The following is a 14,817-nucleotide window of genomic DNA, read 5'->3' as shown; positions in this document are numbered from 1 at the left end:
TCCTTACGATATATTATCGAATTAAGTTTACAACTTCATTTAATACTTCATCTGAAACTTTAATTACTTTCGCATTTCCTTGGAATCCGCGTTGGTATAACATTAAGTCAACGAATTCTACAGATAAATCTACGTTTGCACCTTCTTGTGCACCACCACGTACTTTACCTGCACCGTTTTGACCAGATGCACCAAGAGCTAAAATACCTGTTGTATTCGTTGCTGTATAGTTACCATTACCTGTTTTCATTAGTCCGCCTTCGTTCGGGAACATTGCAACAGCTAATTGACCTGCAGATTTCATACTTCCATCAGAATATTTTACCATTACGTATCCACCGTCAGCAATGAAGCAATCTTTAACCGTCGCTGCTGCTCTACCATCTACGTCTGTTACTGATAATGTTTTATCTGTTGGATGATTTGTTAAATGGCTTAAGTCTAATTTTATAGAACCGCCATCAAATGGAATATTGGCTCCTTGCTCTTTCGGATTTGGATTTCCAACAGCATCAAATGTCATATTACCACCTGCACCTGGAACATCTTTAAACTCTGTTTCTTTTTTCGAGTCATTGCGCATTTGTACTTTATATGTATAGTTATGTTCACTCGTTTGTTTAAACTCTACACGCATTGTCCATGTATTCCCCGCATTATCATATACAGGTAAATCTTGTGTAATTTGTTTTTCACCAGTTGGAATGTTTCCTTTAATTGTCCCTTTCGATGTTCGAATACCACCAATTGCTGTTCCCATTGGAATTTGCAACGGTCCTGGAATTCCAGATAAATCAACTTCACCAGTTGCCTCATTTGCAGGGTATGCAAACACGTATTGACCTTCAGTATTCGTAATATAGTAATCTGAAGATATCCCAAACGTACCTTTACGAGTAAATTCCATATTTCCGCCTTTTGAATCACCTACAACGAAGAAACCATTACCTTCCATTGCTGCTTGTGTTTTTCCACCTGTTAACGTAATTGTACCATCACTATAATCCGTAACCGTACCACTCATTTTCACACCGTTACCAATACTTTTCGGATTCGTTCCTGCGTATTTACCGTCACCTTTTGCACCAATCGAATTGTTATATAGTAAATCATCAAACATTGCTTTTTGTTTTTTATAACCTACTGTTTGTGCATTGGCAATATTATTTGAAGTTACACTTAATGCATTTTGTGTTGCATTCATCCCTGTAATACTTGTATATAACGCTTTAATCATAACGTATGGACACTCCTTATGAATTTGTAGTTTTTACTTCTTCAGTTACTTTTTGATCGTCTTTCTTTGCGTCTTCTGGATTTGTTTCTCCAATCGGTTTATCAGACACTCTCTCAACGAAACGAAGAGAGACAACTTTATTATTAATAACGAGCTGTACATCGTTATTTTCCGCAAGACGAACCGTTTCTACTTGACCGGTTACTTTGTTTCCGTCACCGTCAACACCTCTTACGTATTTCCCTAAAAACTTCATTCCACCATCAAGTGCTGTTGAATACATCGTTGATTGCAGCTTATCTACTGCTTTCGTCATATTCTGTACTTGTTCCATAAGAGATAACTGCGCTGTCTGATTCATCATTTGATTCATATCCATCGCATTAAATGGATCTTGATGTTGGAAACTTGATAAAAACAATTTTAAGAAATCATCTTTCCCCATTACCCCAGGAGTCTTTTGCGCTCCTGCTGAAACTCCATTACTTTGTTGCACTGGCGATTGTACACCATTAACAGGTACATTACTTTTTTGCGCTCCTGCTTGTAACGGAATATGATTTGTACTCGTTGTATTTAATCCAACTGTTGGCACGCTTTATTCCTCCAATAATCCCGCAAATTCTGTTGATTGTTGTTTTTCATGATTTGTATTTGCTAATTTCTGTTTTTGCCTTTGCTCTTGTTCTCGCTGTTCTTTACGATTTTCATCTTTATCTGAATAGCTAATTTGAATATTGATTTCTTTTTCTTTTAACTTTAATCTCAATTCATCAAAAATGATTTCAACACGTTTTTTCGCATCGTGTTTTTCCATTTCTACGTGAACGTCAATTTGATCTCCGTGTTTTTTCATAAACACTGTTAATGTACCAAGTTTTTCTGGATTTAACTGAAATAAAACACGTTCTTGTTTCACTACAAATTTTTGCAGCGCTTCTACTTGCGCTTCCATTTTCTTTCCTAAGTCAGGTAATGAAACTTTCTCAGCACCACTATTTGATTTCCCTATTTGTTCGATACTCGTCGTTTTATTTAATAATTCTGCACCTGCAGAGCTCGAATCGTTTAATGCATCAACTTCTGGCAACTCTATCTTTGCATCATCGCTCTCAAGTTTCGGAAGATCTACCTCTTTAAACTCTTCTTGTTCCTTTGCAATATTACAAGTTTCTGTTTCTACAGCCTTCAATGCTTGCATCGCTTGCTCTGGCATCTTCATTTTGTCTAATACCATTTGCATTGTATCTTCTAAACATATAGCATTTTTGATATTCATATTTGAAAGAAGTTCTTGTAATTGTTGTAATTCAGCTGCAGGTAATTCATTAAGTTTAATATTGCCATATTCTTTATATAGCTCTTGTATTTTTTGTATGTATTGATATAACAATTCCGGCTGCACATGTAATTGCTCAATTGCAACCATTTGCTCAGATACAGCTAATAACAACTGTTCTGTCTCTTTTTTTTCTTCTTTCTTTACAATAGGTTCTTCTTCCGTTACCGATTTTTTAGAAAGAATATAATCTTTTCTCTCTTCTTTTGGTGCTTCTTCTCGTTTCGTTTTCTCCGTTTGCGGCTGTTTTTTATTTTCCATTCTCATCGTACGATCGAATGAAGAATCTTCATTTTTTGATTGTACTTCTAGCCCTTTTTCTTTTTGCGGAGGTAAACTTTGTTGCACCGGTAATACAGACTGTATCACTACATTCACCTCATCCATTCATACACATTTTCAAATCCAGAAGCATTTTTTCTTCCAGCTTTTCTTGTGCTTTCGCAAGCTTTTTGCAATCTTCTTGATACATCTCATCAATGACACGTTCTTTTTCTTTTACTTGCTCTAAAAGGCTTTCATTTTTTTGAATAAAACCTTCCGTTTTTTTAATTTTTCGATTCCATTCTTCTATTCTTTCAGGTGAAAACGTATGTGAAGAAAGCATGCCAGCCATAATACGTTGCCCAGTTTGTACGACTTTACTACGCGATTTCACAACATATAAATCATATTCTTTTTTTTGTTCTATTTTTCTTTTTTCAGCTGTTAATTCATACACTTCTTTTAAAATATGTTCTTTTTCTTGGTTTATTTGCAATTTTATTGTGTCGTACTGCTGTTTATCCACCTGTTTTCATAGCCCCTTTCTATTATAACGTTCTCTTTTTCTATTATATAGTTTTTTTCCAAAAAAATCTGTGAAATATTAAAAAACAAAAAAATAAGACCTCTTGGGCAGAGGCCTTATACTATATGCTGTATCGCTTCAACGATATCATCAAATTGGAAACTATCCGATCGACCTTGCTTTAAAAATGTATTTATGCCTTCTACTTTATTTTTACATTCAAAAATATAAGCATTTTCTTCATTTTCTTGAATCGTTCCTAGCTTAAAATACAATTCATTTTCTTTATAAATTGATAAAATCTTTCTCATTTCATTTGCAAGTTGCCAATGATGTGGCGAAACAATTTCTTCCATAATCCTACTTACTGAATCTAATACTGAAATCGCAGGGTAATGACTAAGCGTTGCAAGCTCACGCTTTAATACGATATGTCCATCTAAAATACCACGTGCTAAATCTGGTACAGGACCATTTAAATCATCCCCATCAACAAGCACCGTATAAATACCTGTTATAGATCCCTTTTGTGTTTTTCCGGACCGCTCTAACAACTTCTTCATATAACTTTCCATTAACAGTGTTTTACCACCAATCGGTAACTCTTTAACAGCAATATCAACACTTCTTCGTGCATCGGCAAAACGAGTAACAGAGTCCATCATAAGTAATACGTTATTACCTTGATCACGGAAGTATTCAGCAATAGACGTTGCGAGTTTCGCTGCACGAAGTTGCATAAGGTGACTTTCATCTGACGTCGCTACAACAACGACGCTTTTTCGCATACCTTCCTCGCCTAACTCTTTTCGAATAAAGTCTTTTACTTCCCGGCCACGTTCTCCTACTAAACTAATAACATTTATATCAGCTTTTGCATTTTTTGCTATCATTCCAAGTAAAGTTGATTTACCAACACCTGACCCAGCAAAAATACCAATCTTTTGACCGATACCAATTGTTAGCATAGAATCAATTGATTTTATTCCTGTTTCAAATACATCGGTAATCTCTTCACGTTCAAATGCATGTATAGGTGGTGCATCTAGTTTTATTTTCTGTAATGGAATGTTTTCAGCTTCCTCATTTAACACTTCACCATTTGCACTTAACACTTTTCCGAGCAAGTGATTACCACGTGGTACAACAACATCTTCTGAAACTAATGTCACTGAATCTCCATAACATACTTTTTCTGTCTGTTCAAATGGAAGTAGCATATTATTTTCCTTTTCAATGGCAATCACTTCACATAAGACGTTATGTTCTCCAACGAAGCAAACATCACCAATCTTCGCTTTCGGCCCTTTTGCTACGAAAAACTGTTCTTGTACACTATGAACTTTGCCTACTTTCGTATACAGCGGTGTTTCAATGAACTTATTCCATTTTTCGTTCTCATTCATTAACAGGCGGCTCATACATTTTGCTCCTCAAATAACTTCTCTTCTTCCCATTTCTGACGAAGTTTCGCAAATATAGGTGCAAATTTAAATTCAAAGAATTCTTTCTCTTCTTCCAGAACAAATTCACCAAACTGCAGGGAGAAATCATATTTCCATTCTACTAATTGTAGTAACCAATATTCTTTCGTATTTTCCTTCTCTTCTTGAATACGTTCAAACGTTTCTGGATGTACTGTAATGATTAATTTTTCAAACGAAGTTGGCAATGTTTGCACTATGCCGGTTAAAATAGGTAACACATCAAGCAATCGTGAATCTACCGCTTGATTCACGATTTTTTCTGCTAAATGAAATGATTGATCCCATAATAACTCTGTCCATTCATATGCTGTTTCTTGTTGTTCTTTTTGAAATTGCACACGCGCTGCTTCCATCTGTTCCATTTGCTCATGAATATGCATTTGAAATTGTTCTTTATCTTGTAATAACTGCTGCCGCTCTCGTTCTAGCATTTGCTTCTCTTGCCTTAGCTGATTCATTTCCATATGTAACGATTCTTGCTGGGCGCGAAGTTCTGCATGATCAGCTTGTAATTCTTCCTCTTCTATTTGAACTGAAGCTGGTTTTGGAAATTGTAATTCATACGTTTCTTCAGAAAAAGAAACAGAATTCTTCGGAATTCTGTTTTTAAATAAGGACATCCTCTTCACCTCTTTGAACGATAATTCTTCCTTCTTTCTCTAGCTTTTTCACTGTACCAGTGATCGTTTGCTGCGCTTTTTCAGCATCCGTCATCTTAAGCGGTCCTAAGCCATCTAATTCTTCTAGAATCATCTCTTTACGGTTTGAAGACATACATGTAAATAATTTCTCTTTAATTTCTTCTTTTGCAATTTTAAGTGCTTTCGCAAGAACACCGTTATCTGTAATTTCTTCTAATACACGGCGAAGCGCAAGATCTTCAAGACCAAGTAAGTCTTCAAAGACAAACATATTTTCTTTAATTTTCTCAGATAACTCATAATCGACTTCATCCAGCTTTTGAAAGACTGTTTTTTCAACACCTCGTGAAACATTATTTAAAATATTTACGATTGTTTTCAAGCCATCAGTTTTATTAATTGCACTAAATGCCATATTATTTAATTTCGATTTTAACAACTCACCAATTTGATTAATTAACTCACCATCAACTTGTTCTAGTTTCGCTATACCCATTACCGTTTCAACGCGCTTATGATCTGGCAATCTCTCAATTAATTGAGACGCAAGTTGCGGTTTAATATAAGAAGCGATAATTGCAATTGTTTGTGGTGACTCATCATTAAGCACTGTAAGAAGTGGCTCTAAATCTGTAAGTGAATTTAAGAACTCAAACGGATTATCTTTGTTATACCAAAGATCTTCCAATAATTTTTCCAGTTCGTCTTCTGGCATGTTTTTAAATATGCGACGAATGTATTCTTTATCTGGAGTGACTAAGTTCAATTCTTTTACATTTAGTTCATATAAGAACTCTCCTAGTACATTTTCTAACGTTTCTGGTTTGTATACACGAAACTTTGCGATTTCACGAAGTAATACTTCTTTTTCCTCAGCTGTCATATATTCAATGACTTTTGCTGCCACCCCTTCTTCTAATGTACGAATAAGGATGGCAGCTTTTTCTTTGGAGGAGATTTCATCTAACATCATTGTTCCTCCCTTACTGTCCGTTTAACCATTTTTTAATTACTTTTGCAGTACCTTCTACATGTTCTTTCGTAGCATCCTGCACTTGTTCATCTAACGTTGGTTCTTTCGGTTCTTCTGGTTCAGGTTTTGGCTCTGGCACTATTTTTTCTTCAGGAATTTCCAAGATACTTTCATTACTTGCAGCAATTTCCTCTTCTGCTAAGTATTCTTCATATTCCTCTTCTTCTTTCTTTCTCTTACGTCTTGCTAATAAGAACCATACTAGACCACCGATTGCTAATAAGCCAGCTGTAATTCCACCGAATAACCACCAGTTTATACCACTTTTTTCTGGCTCTTTCTCTTTTTCGGCTTTCGGCTGATCGAACTGAACAGTTACAACGTTAACTTGACCATTTATAAAGTTACCGTTCGGATCAGCTTGAAGTCCTGCCGCTGTTCCGATTGCTTCTTTAAAAGTTGTCATATCAATTCTACGTTTTACTAACGTATCATTATCTACCCATACAACAACATTCGTTTTCGTTAATTCTGGGTGTTTCTTAATTGTTTCAACTGTTTTATCTATTTCATAATTTTCAATTTTGTTGCCATTTTTATTATCGTAGACAACTTTACCATTTTGATTATTGTTCGTACCGTAGTTTGGCACTTCACCGTTAGCTGTAATACCAGCACCTTGCTTCGTATCTGCCCCTTCTTGCGCAGTAGAGCTTTCCTCCTGCTCTTGTTTACTACGAAGTACACCTTTATCACCATACTTCTCTGACTGACGTGTAACTTCATCGTAGTTTACAGATACTTTCGTATTCACTTTATATTCATTCGGTTTAAACATCGTCATTAACGTTGCATCAATGTCTTGCTTTAATTTACCTTCAAGTTGGTGCTGCATCTCTACTTCTTTCTCATAAGAGGAGGAACTACTAGAATGTGCTTCATCTGCTCCTTTTGAGATAACACCTTTTTTACTATCAATAACACTTACTTCTTCTGCTTTCACACCAGGAACCGCTGCACTAATCATTTGCTGTATACCCGCAACTTGATCAGCTGTTAACAATTGTCCACGCTTCACTCCAACCGTAATCGCCGCTGTTCCTTTTGCTTTTTCTTCATCAAAAATTGTCTCTTTTTCAGGCAATGTAATTTGAACATTTGCCGTTTCAACTGTCGCAAAATTTCTTACAATATCTTGCTCCAATTGCTTCTTCGTACCGACAATTTGCTTCATTTTTTTATCTTGCTCACTTGAACCGAGCGAGCTTTCTAATAAAATTTCCTCACCGCTTTTCGAATTAAACGGTAAGCCCATCCCATTCATTTCTTTTCGAACCCATGGAGCATCATTCTTTTGCACACGAATCGAACCATCGGCCGCTAATTGATAATCGACACCTAACTTCGATAATTCTGCTGTAATCTCTTGTTTATCTGTATCATTTAAATTTTGATATACAACAACATATTTATCTGGCAAGGTGAAGTATAAAAGTGCTCCTGTTACAATCGCTAAAAGCGCAGCACCAATTACTAACTTATGCCACGTTTTTAACGATTGGATAACATTTTTCATCTTTTCCATTTAAACACACCCGTCCACTTTCCTAAATTTGCATATTAATTAGTGACTTATAATTTTCAATAAGATTATCACGTACGAGAGCAGCTGTTTTCATTTGAGACTCAGCTTTCTTTTGCTGAATTAAAACGTCATGTGTTTCTCCTACCCCTTTAGTTAGTAAATCATATACTGCTGTTTGCGCATTGTTTTGCGTTTGATTCATATCTTCCAATAAATCAATAAACTTTTTCTCCGGAGCTACAGATGTTTGAGAAGTTTTCGGTGCACCAATTGACTGAATTGCTCCAAATGGTTGTGTATGTAACATTGGTTGAATTTTCATATTACTATCTTCCCCCTTATCCTCGGCCGATTTCTAAATCTTTATCAAGCATTTTTTTATTCGCATTTAATACACTCGTATTCGCTTCATACATTTTTTGAGCAACCATTACATTCGTCATTTCAGCAGTTACATCAATATTGGGATAACGTACATATCCTTCTTTATTTGCGTGCGGATGCGTCGGATCATACACTAAATTTTCCGTTTTGTCTGCTTCAATACTTTTTATTTTTACTCCGTTAGTAGGAGCCCCATCTAGCATACTTGCAAAACTATTGTTTGATTCTAGCACCACACTACGACGCTCATATAAATCTGCCCCCGGAGCCGCCGTCGTATTTGCATTTACAATATTGTTAGAAGTAACTTCCATCCACTTTCTCGCTGTCGTTAGTCCTGAGCCACTTGCATTAATTGCCTGAAACATCCGTTGTCTCTCCTTCTACTTTTAACGTCCGCGTGCCGCTTGGTTAATTGCATATTGTGTATTAATTGCATTAACTGAAATACCGTATAACTGATTTGCTTTCATTAAATCTAGCATTTCTGTCGTTACATCCACACTATTTCCGTCTTTATTCGTTTGCATTGATTTTGTTTGAATCTTTGCATATGTATTTTTCGTATTTACTGTCGGCAAGTGCATTTCATTCGTTTGATATAAATCTGGATTACTCTTTAAATCAGCCGCATTGTTTTTATATAATGCACTACTTTTATTCATCTGCTCAGCAAATGTTACATCCTGTGCTTTATAGCCAGGTGTATTTGCATTTGCAATATTACTAGAAACAGTATTTCGTTTCGTCACTAAATAATTCATATAATGGCTTACATCACTCACTAAATCTGGCATATTCCACACCCTTTCTTTTCTAACGTAATGATCCACTGATAGAAGTTTCACTTCATTATTTATTTTCTTATATGCGTTTATTAAAATATTTACTATTATGTACCCTTACATATTTTATTCCATTTTTTCATTGTTGTCTTTAGAAAAATACAAAAATATAAAAAAGAATGCAAAAAACTGTATACACATAGTAATCTATAGAACATTTCAATATATAAACTACAAACTAAAGTCCATTTTTCTATTATTTAGATTACTATTATTTTTTCATCACAGTCATAAAATGAAACCTCAATCAGTGGAGTTCTTTATGTAAACGAAGGAATAGACCCCCTTTTAAAAGGGGAATCTGTTTCCAGACGTTATTATTAATATTTACCGTAAAATGAATTAGCCTTCATTCGCCCATTGTTTTCCATAATCATTTCTTCTAAAATCCTTTGCTTATCCCGAATATGCTGAGCTGCCTTAATAATTAGCGGGCTTACTTCTATTGCAACTTGCGCACGCGTTTCTTCATCCAATGTCATCATCCAGCGATTTAACATCTCACTCTTCTCAGCAAACTCTCTATCTGACACTTGCAATTCACCGATTTCATTAAAACAGTCGACAAACGTCCGATAAATATCATTGTTCATTTTCAAGTGCTCCGCGGTAGCCGTCTATTAAATCTTGTAACACTTTCACAATTGCATCAATATCTTTCGCTTCACGCGTTACTTTCATCGTTTGAATTTGAATGCTAATCCAATCATATAAACCATAGAGACTATCATATAAATCTTTCGTAATCTCAGGATTTAATTGAAGCTTTAGTTCTTCAAAAATACGTTCTAATTTTTCAAGAAGTGCGTCCCCTTCTTGTAGTTTAAAAGTATGTAAAAGTTCTTCTAAATTACGAAACTCTACAATACATCTTTCATAAATAAAAATTGTATTTTTAATTGGGTTACTCGTCATAATATCATTTTGCATATAACGTTGCCATGCTTGCATACGATCACTTCCTCAACTTTCATTAATCATCACTTTTTTGTTTTGTCATTGCTTTAATTGTTTTTAGTTGGCTATCAAGCGCCGCCAATGTACTTTCTAGCTTTTGATACTTCTTCACAATTTCATCTTGCTTTTGCTTATTTTGCATATCAATATCGCTAATTTTTCTATCTAAATCACTTACACGCGAATCTATACTCTTTACTCGTTCCCCAACGACACCTTTATCACCGAAAAGCTTTTCAAGCGGGGCCTCCATCATTTTCCCTAAACCATTTGAGCTAAAGAAAAACTGTTTAGCTGTATCTGGCTTTTCTTTTAATGCCTTTGTTAGAGCTTCATCATCGACTTCTAATGTCCCATCCTGCTTTATTTGGATACCAAAATTAAATAAATAATTATCATCTTGAGAAAATGTTACAACGCTATTCATTACTTGACGTATGCTTTGCATAATTACTTGTCCCTGGAAGGCTCCACCTTTTCCAGCAAAAAGATCTACTGTAGAAACCGCTTTATTATAATCTGCCACCATTTTTTTAATAAGGTTGGATGCGTCGGTTACATTTGAATCACTTACTGTAAATTTTAAATCTATTCCTTTTGTGTCTGTACCAGTTCCACCGTCCGTTACCTTCGATTCAGTTACTTTTAATAACTCCACTTTTACACCAGGGAGTGTTTCAATTGTATTACTAGCACTTTTCCCTTCAATGCCATTAATACTGTATATTGCATCCTGTGCTTCATTAATGACGTTCACTGCTTTACCATCCACTGTAGATAAACCCATTTTTTGGAACAAATCAGATTTTTCACTTGTAAACTTAATTTCGCCTCCCATTCCCTCATTTTTAGCAGACATAAATACTTTGCCACCAAGCGTATATGCAGAAACACCATAGTCACCATCATTAATTTTATTAATTAAGTCCTTATAAGTCATATCCGTTGTTACTTTAAGTGGTTTCCCATTAATTTCTAATGTTTCTTCTGCAGGTAATTTTTCATCAATTTTAATATCATTTGAAGCAATTTGATGGCGTTGCGCAAGTTGCTTAATTGTCATATTGAATGTTCCCGAGATTGCTCCGCCATCAGCTATTACATTAATATAGCCATCCTGTGTTGTTGTAACTTTTTTTTCATTTCCTTTAAATGATGCTAAGTTTTTAAATGTTTGTGTAAAAGAACTAAATTCTGTTTTTAAACTTGTGTATAATTGTTTATCTTGTGTAAGTTGTTGTTTTTCCGTTGTATAGGGTGTTTTTTTCATATTTAATGCTTGTAGTTCTAATTCTACAAGATTAGAAGTATCGATCATATTATTTCCGAGGTTCCAAATTTGTTGTCTACCGCCAATACCTGTTAATGTTCCTGCCATGTTGTATCACTCCTTATTCGTTTACATATAATCTAAAATGCTCGTTTTACTCATCGTACTAACTGCTTTAAGCGTCGCTTCATACGTTGCATTTATATATGCTAAGTCAGAAATTGCGACCGCTAAATCGACATCCTCAATTTCTTTACGATTTTCTTGAAGCGCTAAATTTTGTTCACTTAAAATTGTTTTAAACGTCTCCATTGTGTTCATTGTTGAACCAACTTCAGTTGTACGGTTAATGATGCCATCTAAGTTTTTCTTATTTTCTCCTAATAACGGTTGTAACGCTTTTTGGTCACCTTTTTGCATCGCTTCGCTCATCTGTTTTAACGTTTTTATAACTGGGGATAATAATGCTTCTCCGTTACGGAACGCTTTGAATTCATAACCGTCATTTAGTTGCCAGTTCACATCATTTTTTCCGCCCTGGTATGTACCATCTTCTGTAAATGGTGGCTTCTCTGCACTATCACCACCGAAAATATAACGGCCTTGCTCTTTCGTATTCGCTAAATATACAACTTGTTTTAAAATTTGATCAATCTCTGCACCGATTGCTTTCAATTCTTTTTCACCATTTTGCTCACTTAATGCTTGTACTGTTAATTGATCTGCTCTCGTTAAAGATTTCAAAACACCTTGTAAAGTATTTTCAGTTTGTGTTAATACATTTTTCGAATCCGCTATATCTTTTTGCATTTGCTCCATATTTGCCAATGAATGTTGAATCGCAAATGATTTACTCGCTGCAAGTGGGTCTTCACTCATAAGAAGATTTTTCTTCCCTGAAGTTACTTGGTTTCTATGGTATTGTTGTTGCACATTCAAATCCATTAACTGATTCTTTGCCCAGTTTGCATTTTGAAATGTAGATACTCTCATTTCTATCTCCTCCTTATATATTTCCAATCAATTACTATCACTTATCGAATAATCGAAAATAGACTATCAAACACTTCATTCATCGTAGTAATAGCTTTAGAATTTGCGACGAAGTATTTTTGGAAGGCCATTAAATTTACCATTTCCTCTTCCATATTTACCCCTTCGACGCTCATTTTTTCTTGCTGAATACCTTCTAGTAAGTCTCCATGAATTTTTTGATAAGCATTCACTGCACTTTTATCAGAGGCTACACGAACTATAAATTGGTCTAATGCTTGTTTATAAGAAAGACCTTCTTTATAATCTCCATCTGTAATTGCTGCTAGTTTATTTGCTGTTTCAGCAGATATTTTCATTTTCGAAACATCTTTTTGGAATTCTGGATTTAACTTCATATCCTTCGCATAATCTCCAACGAAGAAATCTTTTCCCATCACTGTATTCACTTGATTTTTCACTGAACTCATTAAGTCTTCGAGATTTTTTTTATAATCAACAATCTTTGCTTTCGTATCAATCGCTGACTTTATCGCTCCGCTAGTTACAGAGATTTCTGAACCGTAAATCTCAACTGACATTGGGTCTTTTTCTTTATTTAATTGAAGTGGATATGTATCTTGTCCATTTACTGTTAAAATACCATTCATTCTAACACTCGCGATATTAGGATTCATAGATTCATAAGATACTTCGATGTTTGCATACTTAGACATCTCTGTAACGATGCGATCTCGTTCGTCTAAAAGTTGATTCGGCACTTGTGTACCCGCTTGTCCAATTTTATGATTCGCTTCTGCTAAACTAGCAGCAAGACGATTAAATTCATTAACATGCGCTTCAATATCTTCTGCTGTCTGTGCTTCCACTGTATCTAAGTTTTTCGCAAGACGATTCACTTGACTTGTGAACTTCCCAGTTTCAGAAATTAATGTATCATAGTAGTTTGGTTGCTCTGGATTTTTTGCTACTTCACGAAAGGCATTAAAGAAACCGTCCATTAAACTAGATAATGAATTCTTCCCTGTCGTTCCAACCATAGACTCTACACGTGATAAAGTTGAATTCATGTAGTTATAGTAAGAGAGCTGAGATAATTGATCATTAAACTGCTTCGTTTTTACCTCATCAGTAATACGGTCAACACCTAGCGTTTGTACACCGTAACCAATTCTCTGTTCTGGCGTATGACCATTGCTTGCTCCAACAGATCCGTAATTCACCATTTGACGAACATAACCCGGTGTATGAATGTTAGACAAGTTTTGTTTCGTTGTTTGTAACCCCATTTGAGCCGCTAACATGCCCGATAGCGGTGTATTATAATCAGATAATCTCATAAAACTTCACTTCTCCTTTACAATAGTTCGTTCATAAAGATTTGCGAATTATTGTTTCGCTCTAAGTTATATTCAGAAACAGAATCCACAATACTTTCTGTAGTTTTTAATAGTACGTTTAAGTAATATTGATTTTTCAAAAGAAGCATTTTTACATTCTCTTCTAATTCAGTTACGTTTTTTTGTAATTCTTCCATTTTTTTAATTTCTTCTTGAGAAAAATACGAAAATAACGCACTTACACGAAACGATTCAACCCCTTGTTCTTTACAGAACTGAACAACCATTTCTTCTAATGAGCTTGATAACCCTTTTAAACCATCAATGTACTGCAATTGCTCTACTTGCAATTTTTGAACTGCATTTACATTTTTATTTTTTAAATTCTCATATATTTGCTCTCCAAGCGCTTGAATATTTTCATACGCTTTTTGAATAATAACGAGTTTTTCATATAATTGTATGTACATATAGCTTCCTTCCTTTTACAAGACTAAATTCACAATTAAACCATGGATTTCTCCAATTTGATTTAACATTTCTAAATGTCCTGTTTTCGTATTAATTAAATTCATAACATCTTCTAATTCATTCAATCCCATTTCTGCCTGTTTCACAATCGTCATTTTCTGTGAATATCCGTAACGCGGGTGACGAGACATGACATCTTTATACTGCAATACATTATCCACGTAAAAATTCAAAAATGATTTTACTGTATTTTTGTATTCCATTACATTATCAAGCGTTAATTCCATTTCAATTTTCTCTTTAATTTCTCCAATATTATCGACAAACGCTTCCATTTGTTCTAGTAATTTATCTTTTTTCGGATCTGCATGCAAATTATCCGAAAATGCAAGTCCTGTTCTGACATTTGCTTCTTTCGGCATTTGAGTAGCAGGCGGTATATGCGATAAAATTGGATTATGCGAGATAGAACGTAGCATATATATCACCTATTTATTTTTTTATT

18 protein-coding genes are annotated in these 14,817 nt (G+C 34.8%); all 18 read right to left on the bottom strand.

Going from position 1 to position 14,817, the window contains the following annotated elements:
* Positions 1-13: 13 nt before the first annotated feature.
* Positions 14-1,237: a flagellar hook protein FlgE gene (locus ACS2QP_RS09265; protein WP_000588320.1), complete on the bottom strand. Its 1,224-nt coding sequence runs from the start codon at positions 1,235-1,237 to the stop codon at positions 14-16.
* A gap of 16 nt (positions 1,238-1,253) precedes the next feature.
* The gene (locus tag ACS2QP_RS09260) at positions 1,254-1,832 is read right to left on the bottom strand and encodes a flagellar hook assembly protein FlgD (RefSeq protein ID WP_001143462.1); all 579 of its coding nucleotides are present in this window, start codon (positions 1,830-1,832) and stop codon (positions 1,254-1,256) included.
* 3 nt (positions 1,833-1,835) lie between these two features.
* Positions 1,836-2,945 (bottom strand): flagellar hook-length control protein FliK, encoded by a 1,110-nt coding sequence (locus ACS2QP_RS09255; protein WP_438882391.1) that lies wholly within the window; start codon positions 2,943-2,945, stop codon positions 1,836-1,838.
* Between the two features lie 10 nt (positions 2,946-2,955).
* The gene (locus tag ACS2QP_RS09250) at positions 2,956-3,366 is read right to left on the bottom strand and encodes a hypothetical protein (RefSeq protein WP_000360855.1); all 411 of its coding nucleotides are present in this window, start codon (positions 3,364-3,366) and stop codon (positions 2,956-2,958) included.
* 116 nt (positions 3,367-3,482) lie between these two features.
* Positions 3,483-4,787, bottom strand: a complete 1,305-nt coding sequence (gene fliI / locus ACS2QP_RS09245; RefSeq protein ID WP_000088693.1) for a flagellar protein export ATPase FliI — start codon at positions 4,785-4,787, stop codon at positions 3,483-3,485.
* Entirely contained in the window at positions 4,784-5,473 is a 690-nt protein-coding gene (locus tag ACS2QP_RS09240) for a FliH/SctL family protein (protein WP_000051691.1), read from the bottom strand. Before ACS2QP_RS09240 ends, fliI begins: the two co-directional genes overlap by 4 nt.
* A complete protein-coding gene (gene fliG, locus ACS2QP_RS09235; RefSeq protein WP_000883364.1) occupies positions 5,460-6,464 on the bottom strand; it encodes a flagellar motor switch protein FliG in 1,005 nt (334 codons plus the stop codon). Before fliG ends, ACS2QP_RS09240 begins: the two co-directional genes overlap by 14 nt.
* A gap of 13 nt (positions 6,465-6,477) precedes the next feature.
* Entirely contained in the window at positions 6,478-8,052 is a 1,575-nt protein-coding gene (locus tag ACS2QP_RS09230; protein WP_000413951.1) for a flagellar M-ring protein FliF C-terminal domain-containing protein, read from the bottom strand.
* 22 nt (positions 8,053-8,074) lie between these two features.
* Positions 8,075-8,374 (bottom strand): flagellar hook-basal body complex protein FliE, encoded by a 300-nt coding sequence (gene fliE, locus ACS2QP_RS09225; protein WP_000701670.1) that lies wholly within the window; start codon positions 8,372-8,374, stop codon positions 8,075-8,077.
* A 16-nt stretch (positions 8,375-8,390) separates the two neighbouring features.
* Entirely contained in the window at positions 8,391-8,804 is a 414-nt protein-coding gene (gene flgC / locus ACS2QP_RS09220; protein WP_000484683.1) for a flagellar basal body rod protein FlgC, read from the bottom strand.
* A gap of 21 nt (positions 8,805-8,825) precedes the next feature.
* Complete coding sequence (gene flgB, locus ACS2QP_RS09215; RefSeq protein WP_394852789.1) at positions 8,826-9,284, bottom strand: flagellar basal body rod protein FlgB; 459 nt, start codon at positions 9,282-9,284, stop codon at positions 8,826-8,828.
* A gap of 317 nt (positions 9,285-9,601) precedes the next feature.
* Complete coding sequence (locus ACS2QP_RS09210) at positions 9,602-9,874, bottom strand: hypothetical protein (RefSeq protein WP_006922667.1); 273 nt, start codon at positions 9,872-9,874, stop codon at positions 9,602-9,604.
* Positions 9,864-10,232 (bottom strand): flagellar export chaperone FliS, encoded by a 369-nt coding sequence (gene fliS / locus ACS2QP_RS09205; protein ID WP_001149516.1) that lies wholly within the window; start codon positions 10,230-10,232, stop codon positions 9,864-9,866. Before fliS ends, ACS2QP_RS09210 begins: the two co-directional genes overlap by 11 nt.
* Positions 10,233-10,254: 22 nt before the next feature.
* Entirely contained in the window at positions 10,255-11,616 is a 1,362-nt protein-coding gene (locus ACS2QP_RS09200; protein ID WP_006922666.1) for a flagellar hook-associated protein 2, read from the bottom strand.
* Positions 11,617-11,637: 21 nt separating this feature from the next.
* Positions 11,638-12,501: a flagellar hook-associated protein 3 gene (locus tag ACS2QP_RS09195; RefSeq protein ID WP_001266413.1), complete on the bottom strand. Its 864-nt coding sequence runs from the start codon at positions 12,499-12,501 to the stop codon at positions 11,638-11,640.
* Positions 12,502-12,542: 41 nt separating this feature from the next.
* A complete protein-coding gene (flgK, locus tag ACS2QP_RS09190; protein ID WP_001239713.1) occupies positions 12,543-13,841 on the bottom strand; it encodes a flagellar hook-associated protein FlgK in 1,299 nt (432 codons plus the stop codon).
* Between the two features lie 17 nt (positions 13,842-13,858).
* Complete coding sequence (locus tag ACS2QP_RS09185; RefSeq protein WP_438882348.1) at positions 13,859-14,311, bottom strand: hypothetical protein; 453 nt, start codon at positions 14,309-14,311, stop codon at positions 13,859-13,861.
* 15 nt (positions 14,312-14,326) lie between these two features.
* Entirely contained in the window at positions 14,327-14,791 is a 465-nt protein-coding gene (locus ACS2QP_RS09180) for a YaaR family protein (RefSeq protein ID WP_000946323.1), read from the bottom strand.
* Positions 14,792-14,817: the final 26 nt, after the last annotated feature.

This window comes from Bacillus cereus group sp. Bce019 (assembly GCF_051781745.1).
GTDB classification, from domain to species: Bacteria; Bacillota; Bacilli; order Bacillales; family Bacillaceae_G; genus Bacillus_A; species Bacillus_A cereus.
Note: the sequence above shows the minus strand (reverse complement) of the source record. Positions and strands in the feature narration are given on the sequence as shown.

What these genes read in the sequence shown, in the direction of transcription:
- ACS2QP_RS09240 (WP_000051691.1), bottom strand. Translation starts at nt 5,473, where the DNA reads ATGTCCTTATTTAAAAACAGAATTCCGAAGAATTCTGTTTCTTTTTCT.
- fliI (WP_000088693.1), bottom strand. Translation starts at nt 4,787, where the DNA reads ATGAGCCGCCTGTTAATGAATGAGAACGAAAAATGGAATAAGTTCATT.
- ACS2QP_RS09210 (WP_006922667.1), bottom strand. Translation starts at nt 9,874, where the DNA reads ATGAACAATGATATTTATCGGACGTTTGTCGACTGTTTTAATGAAATC.
- ACS2QP_RS09180 (WP_000946323.1), bottom strand. Translation starts at nt 14,791, where the DNA reads ATGCTACGTTCTATCTCGCATAATCCAATTTTATCGCATATACCGCCT.
- ACS2QP_RS09185 (WP_438882348.1), bottom strand. Translation starts at nt 14,311, where the DNA reads ATGTACATACAATTATATGAAAAACTCGTTATTATTCAAAAAGCGTAT.
- ACS2QP_RS09195 (WP_001266413.1), bottom strand. Translation starts at nt 12,501, where the DNA reads ATGAGAGTATCTACATTTCAAAATGCAAACTGGGCAAAGAATCAGTTA.
- ACS2QP_RS09200 (WP_006922666.1), bottom strand. Translation starts at nt 11,616, where the DNA reads ATGGCAGGAACATTAACAGGTATTGGCGGTAGACAACAAATTTGGAAC.
- fliG (WP_000883364.1), bottom strand. Translation starts at nt 6,464, where the DNA reads ATGTTAGATGAAATCTCCTCCAAAGAAAAAGCTGCCATCCTTATTCGT.
- flgC (WP_000484683.1), bottom strand. Translation starts at nt 8,804, where the DNA reads ATGTTTCAGGCAATTAATGCAAGTGGCTCAGGACTAACGACAGCGAGA.
- ACS2QP_RS09265 (WP_000588320.1), bottom strand. Translation starts at nt 1,237, where the DNA reads ATGATTAAAGCGTTATATACAAGTATTACAGGGATGAATGCAACACAA.
- flgK (WP_001239713.1), bottom strand. Translation starts at nt 13,841, where the DNA reads ATGAGATTATCTGATTATAATACACCGCTATCGGGCATGTTAGCGGCT.
- fliE (WP_000701670.1), bottom strand. Translation starts at nt 8,374, where the DNA reads ATGAAAATTCAACCAATGTTACATACACAACCATTTGGAGCAATTCAG.
- ACS2QP_RS09230 (WP_000413951.1), bottom strand. Translation starts at nt 8,052, where the DNA reads ATGGAAAAGATGAAAAATGTTATCCAATCGTTAAAAACGTGGCATAAG.
- fliS (WP_001149516.1), bottom strand. Translation starts at nt 10,232, where the DNA reads ATGCAAGCATGGCAACGTTATATGCAAAATGATATTATGACGAGTAAC.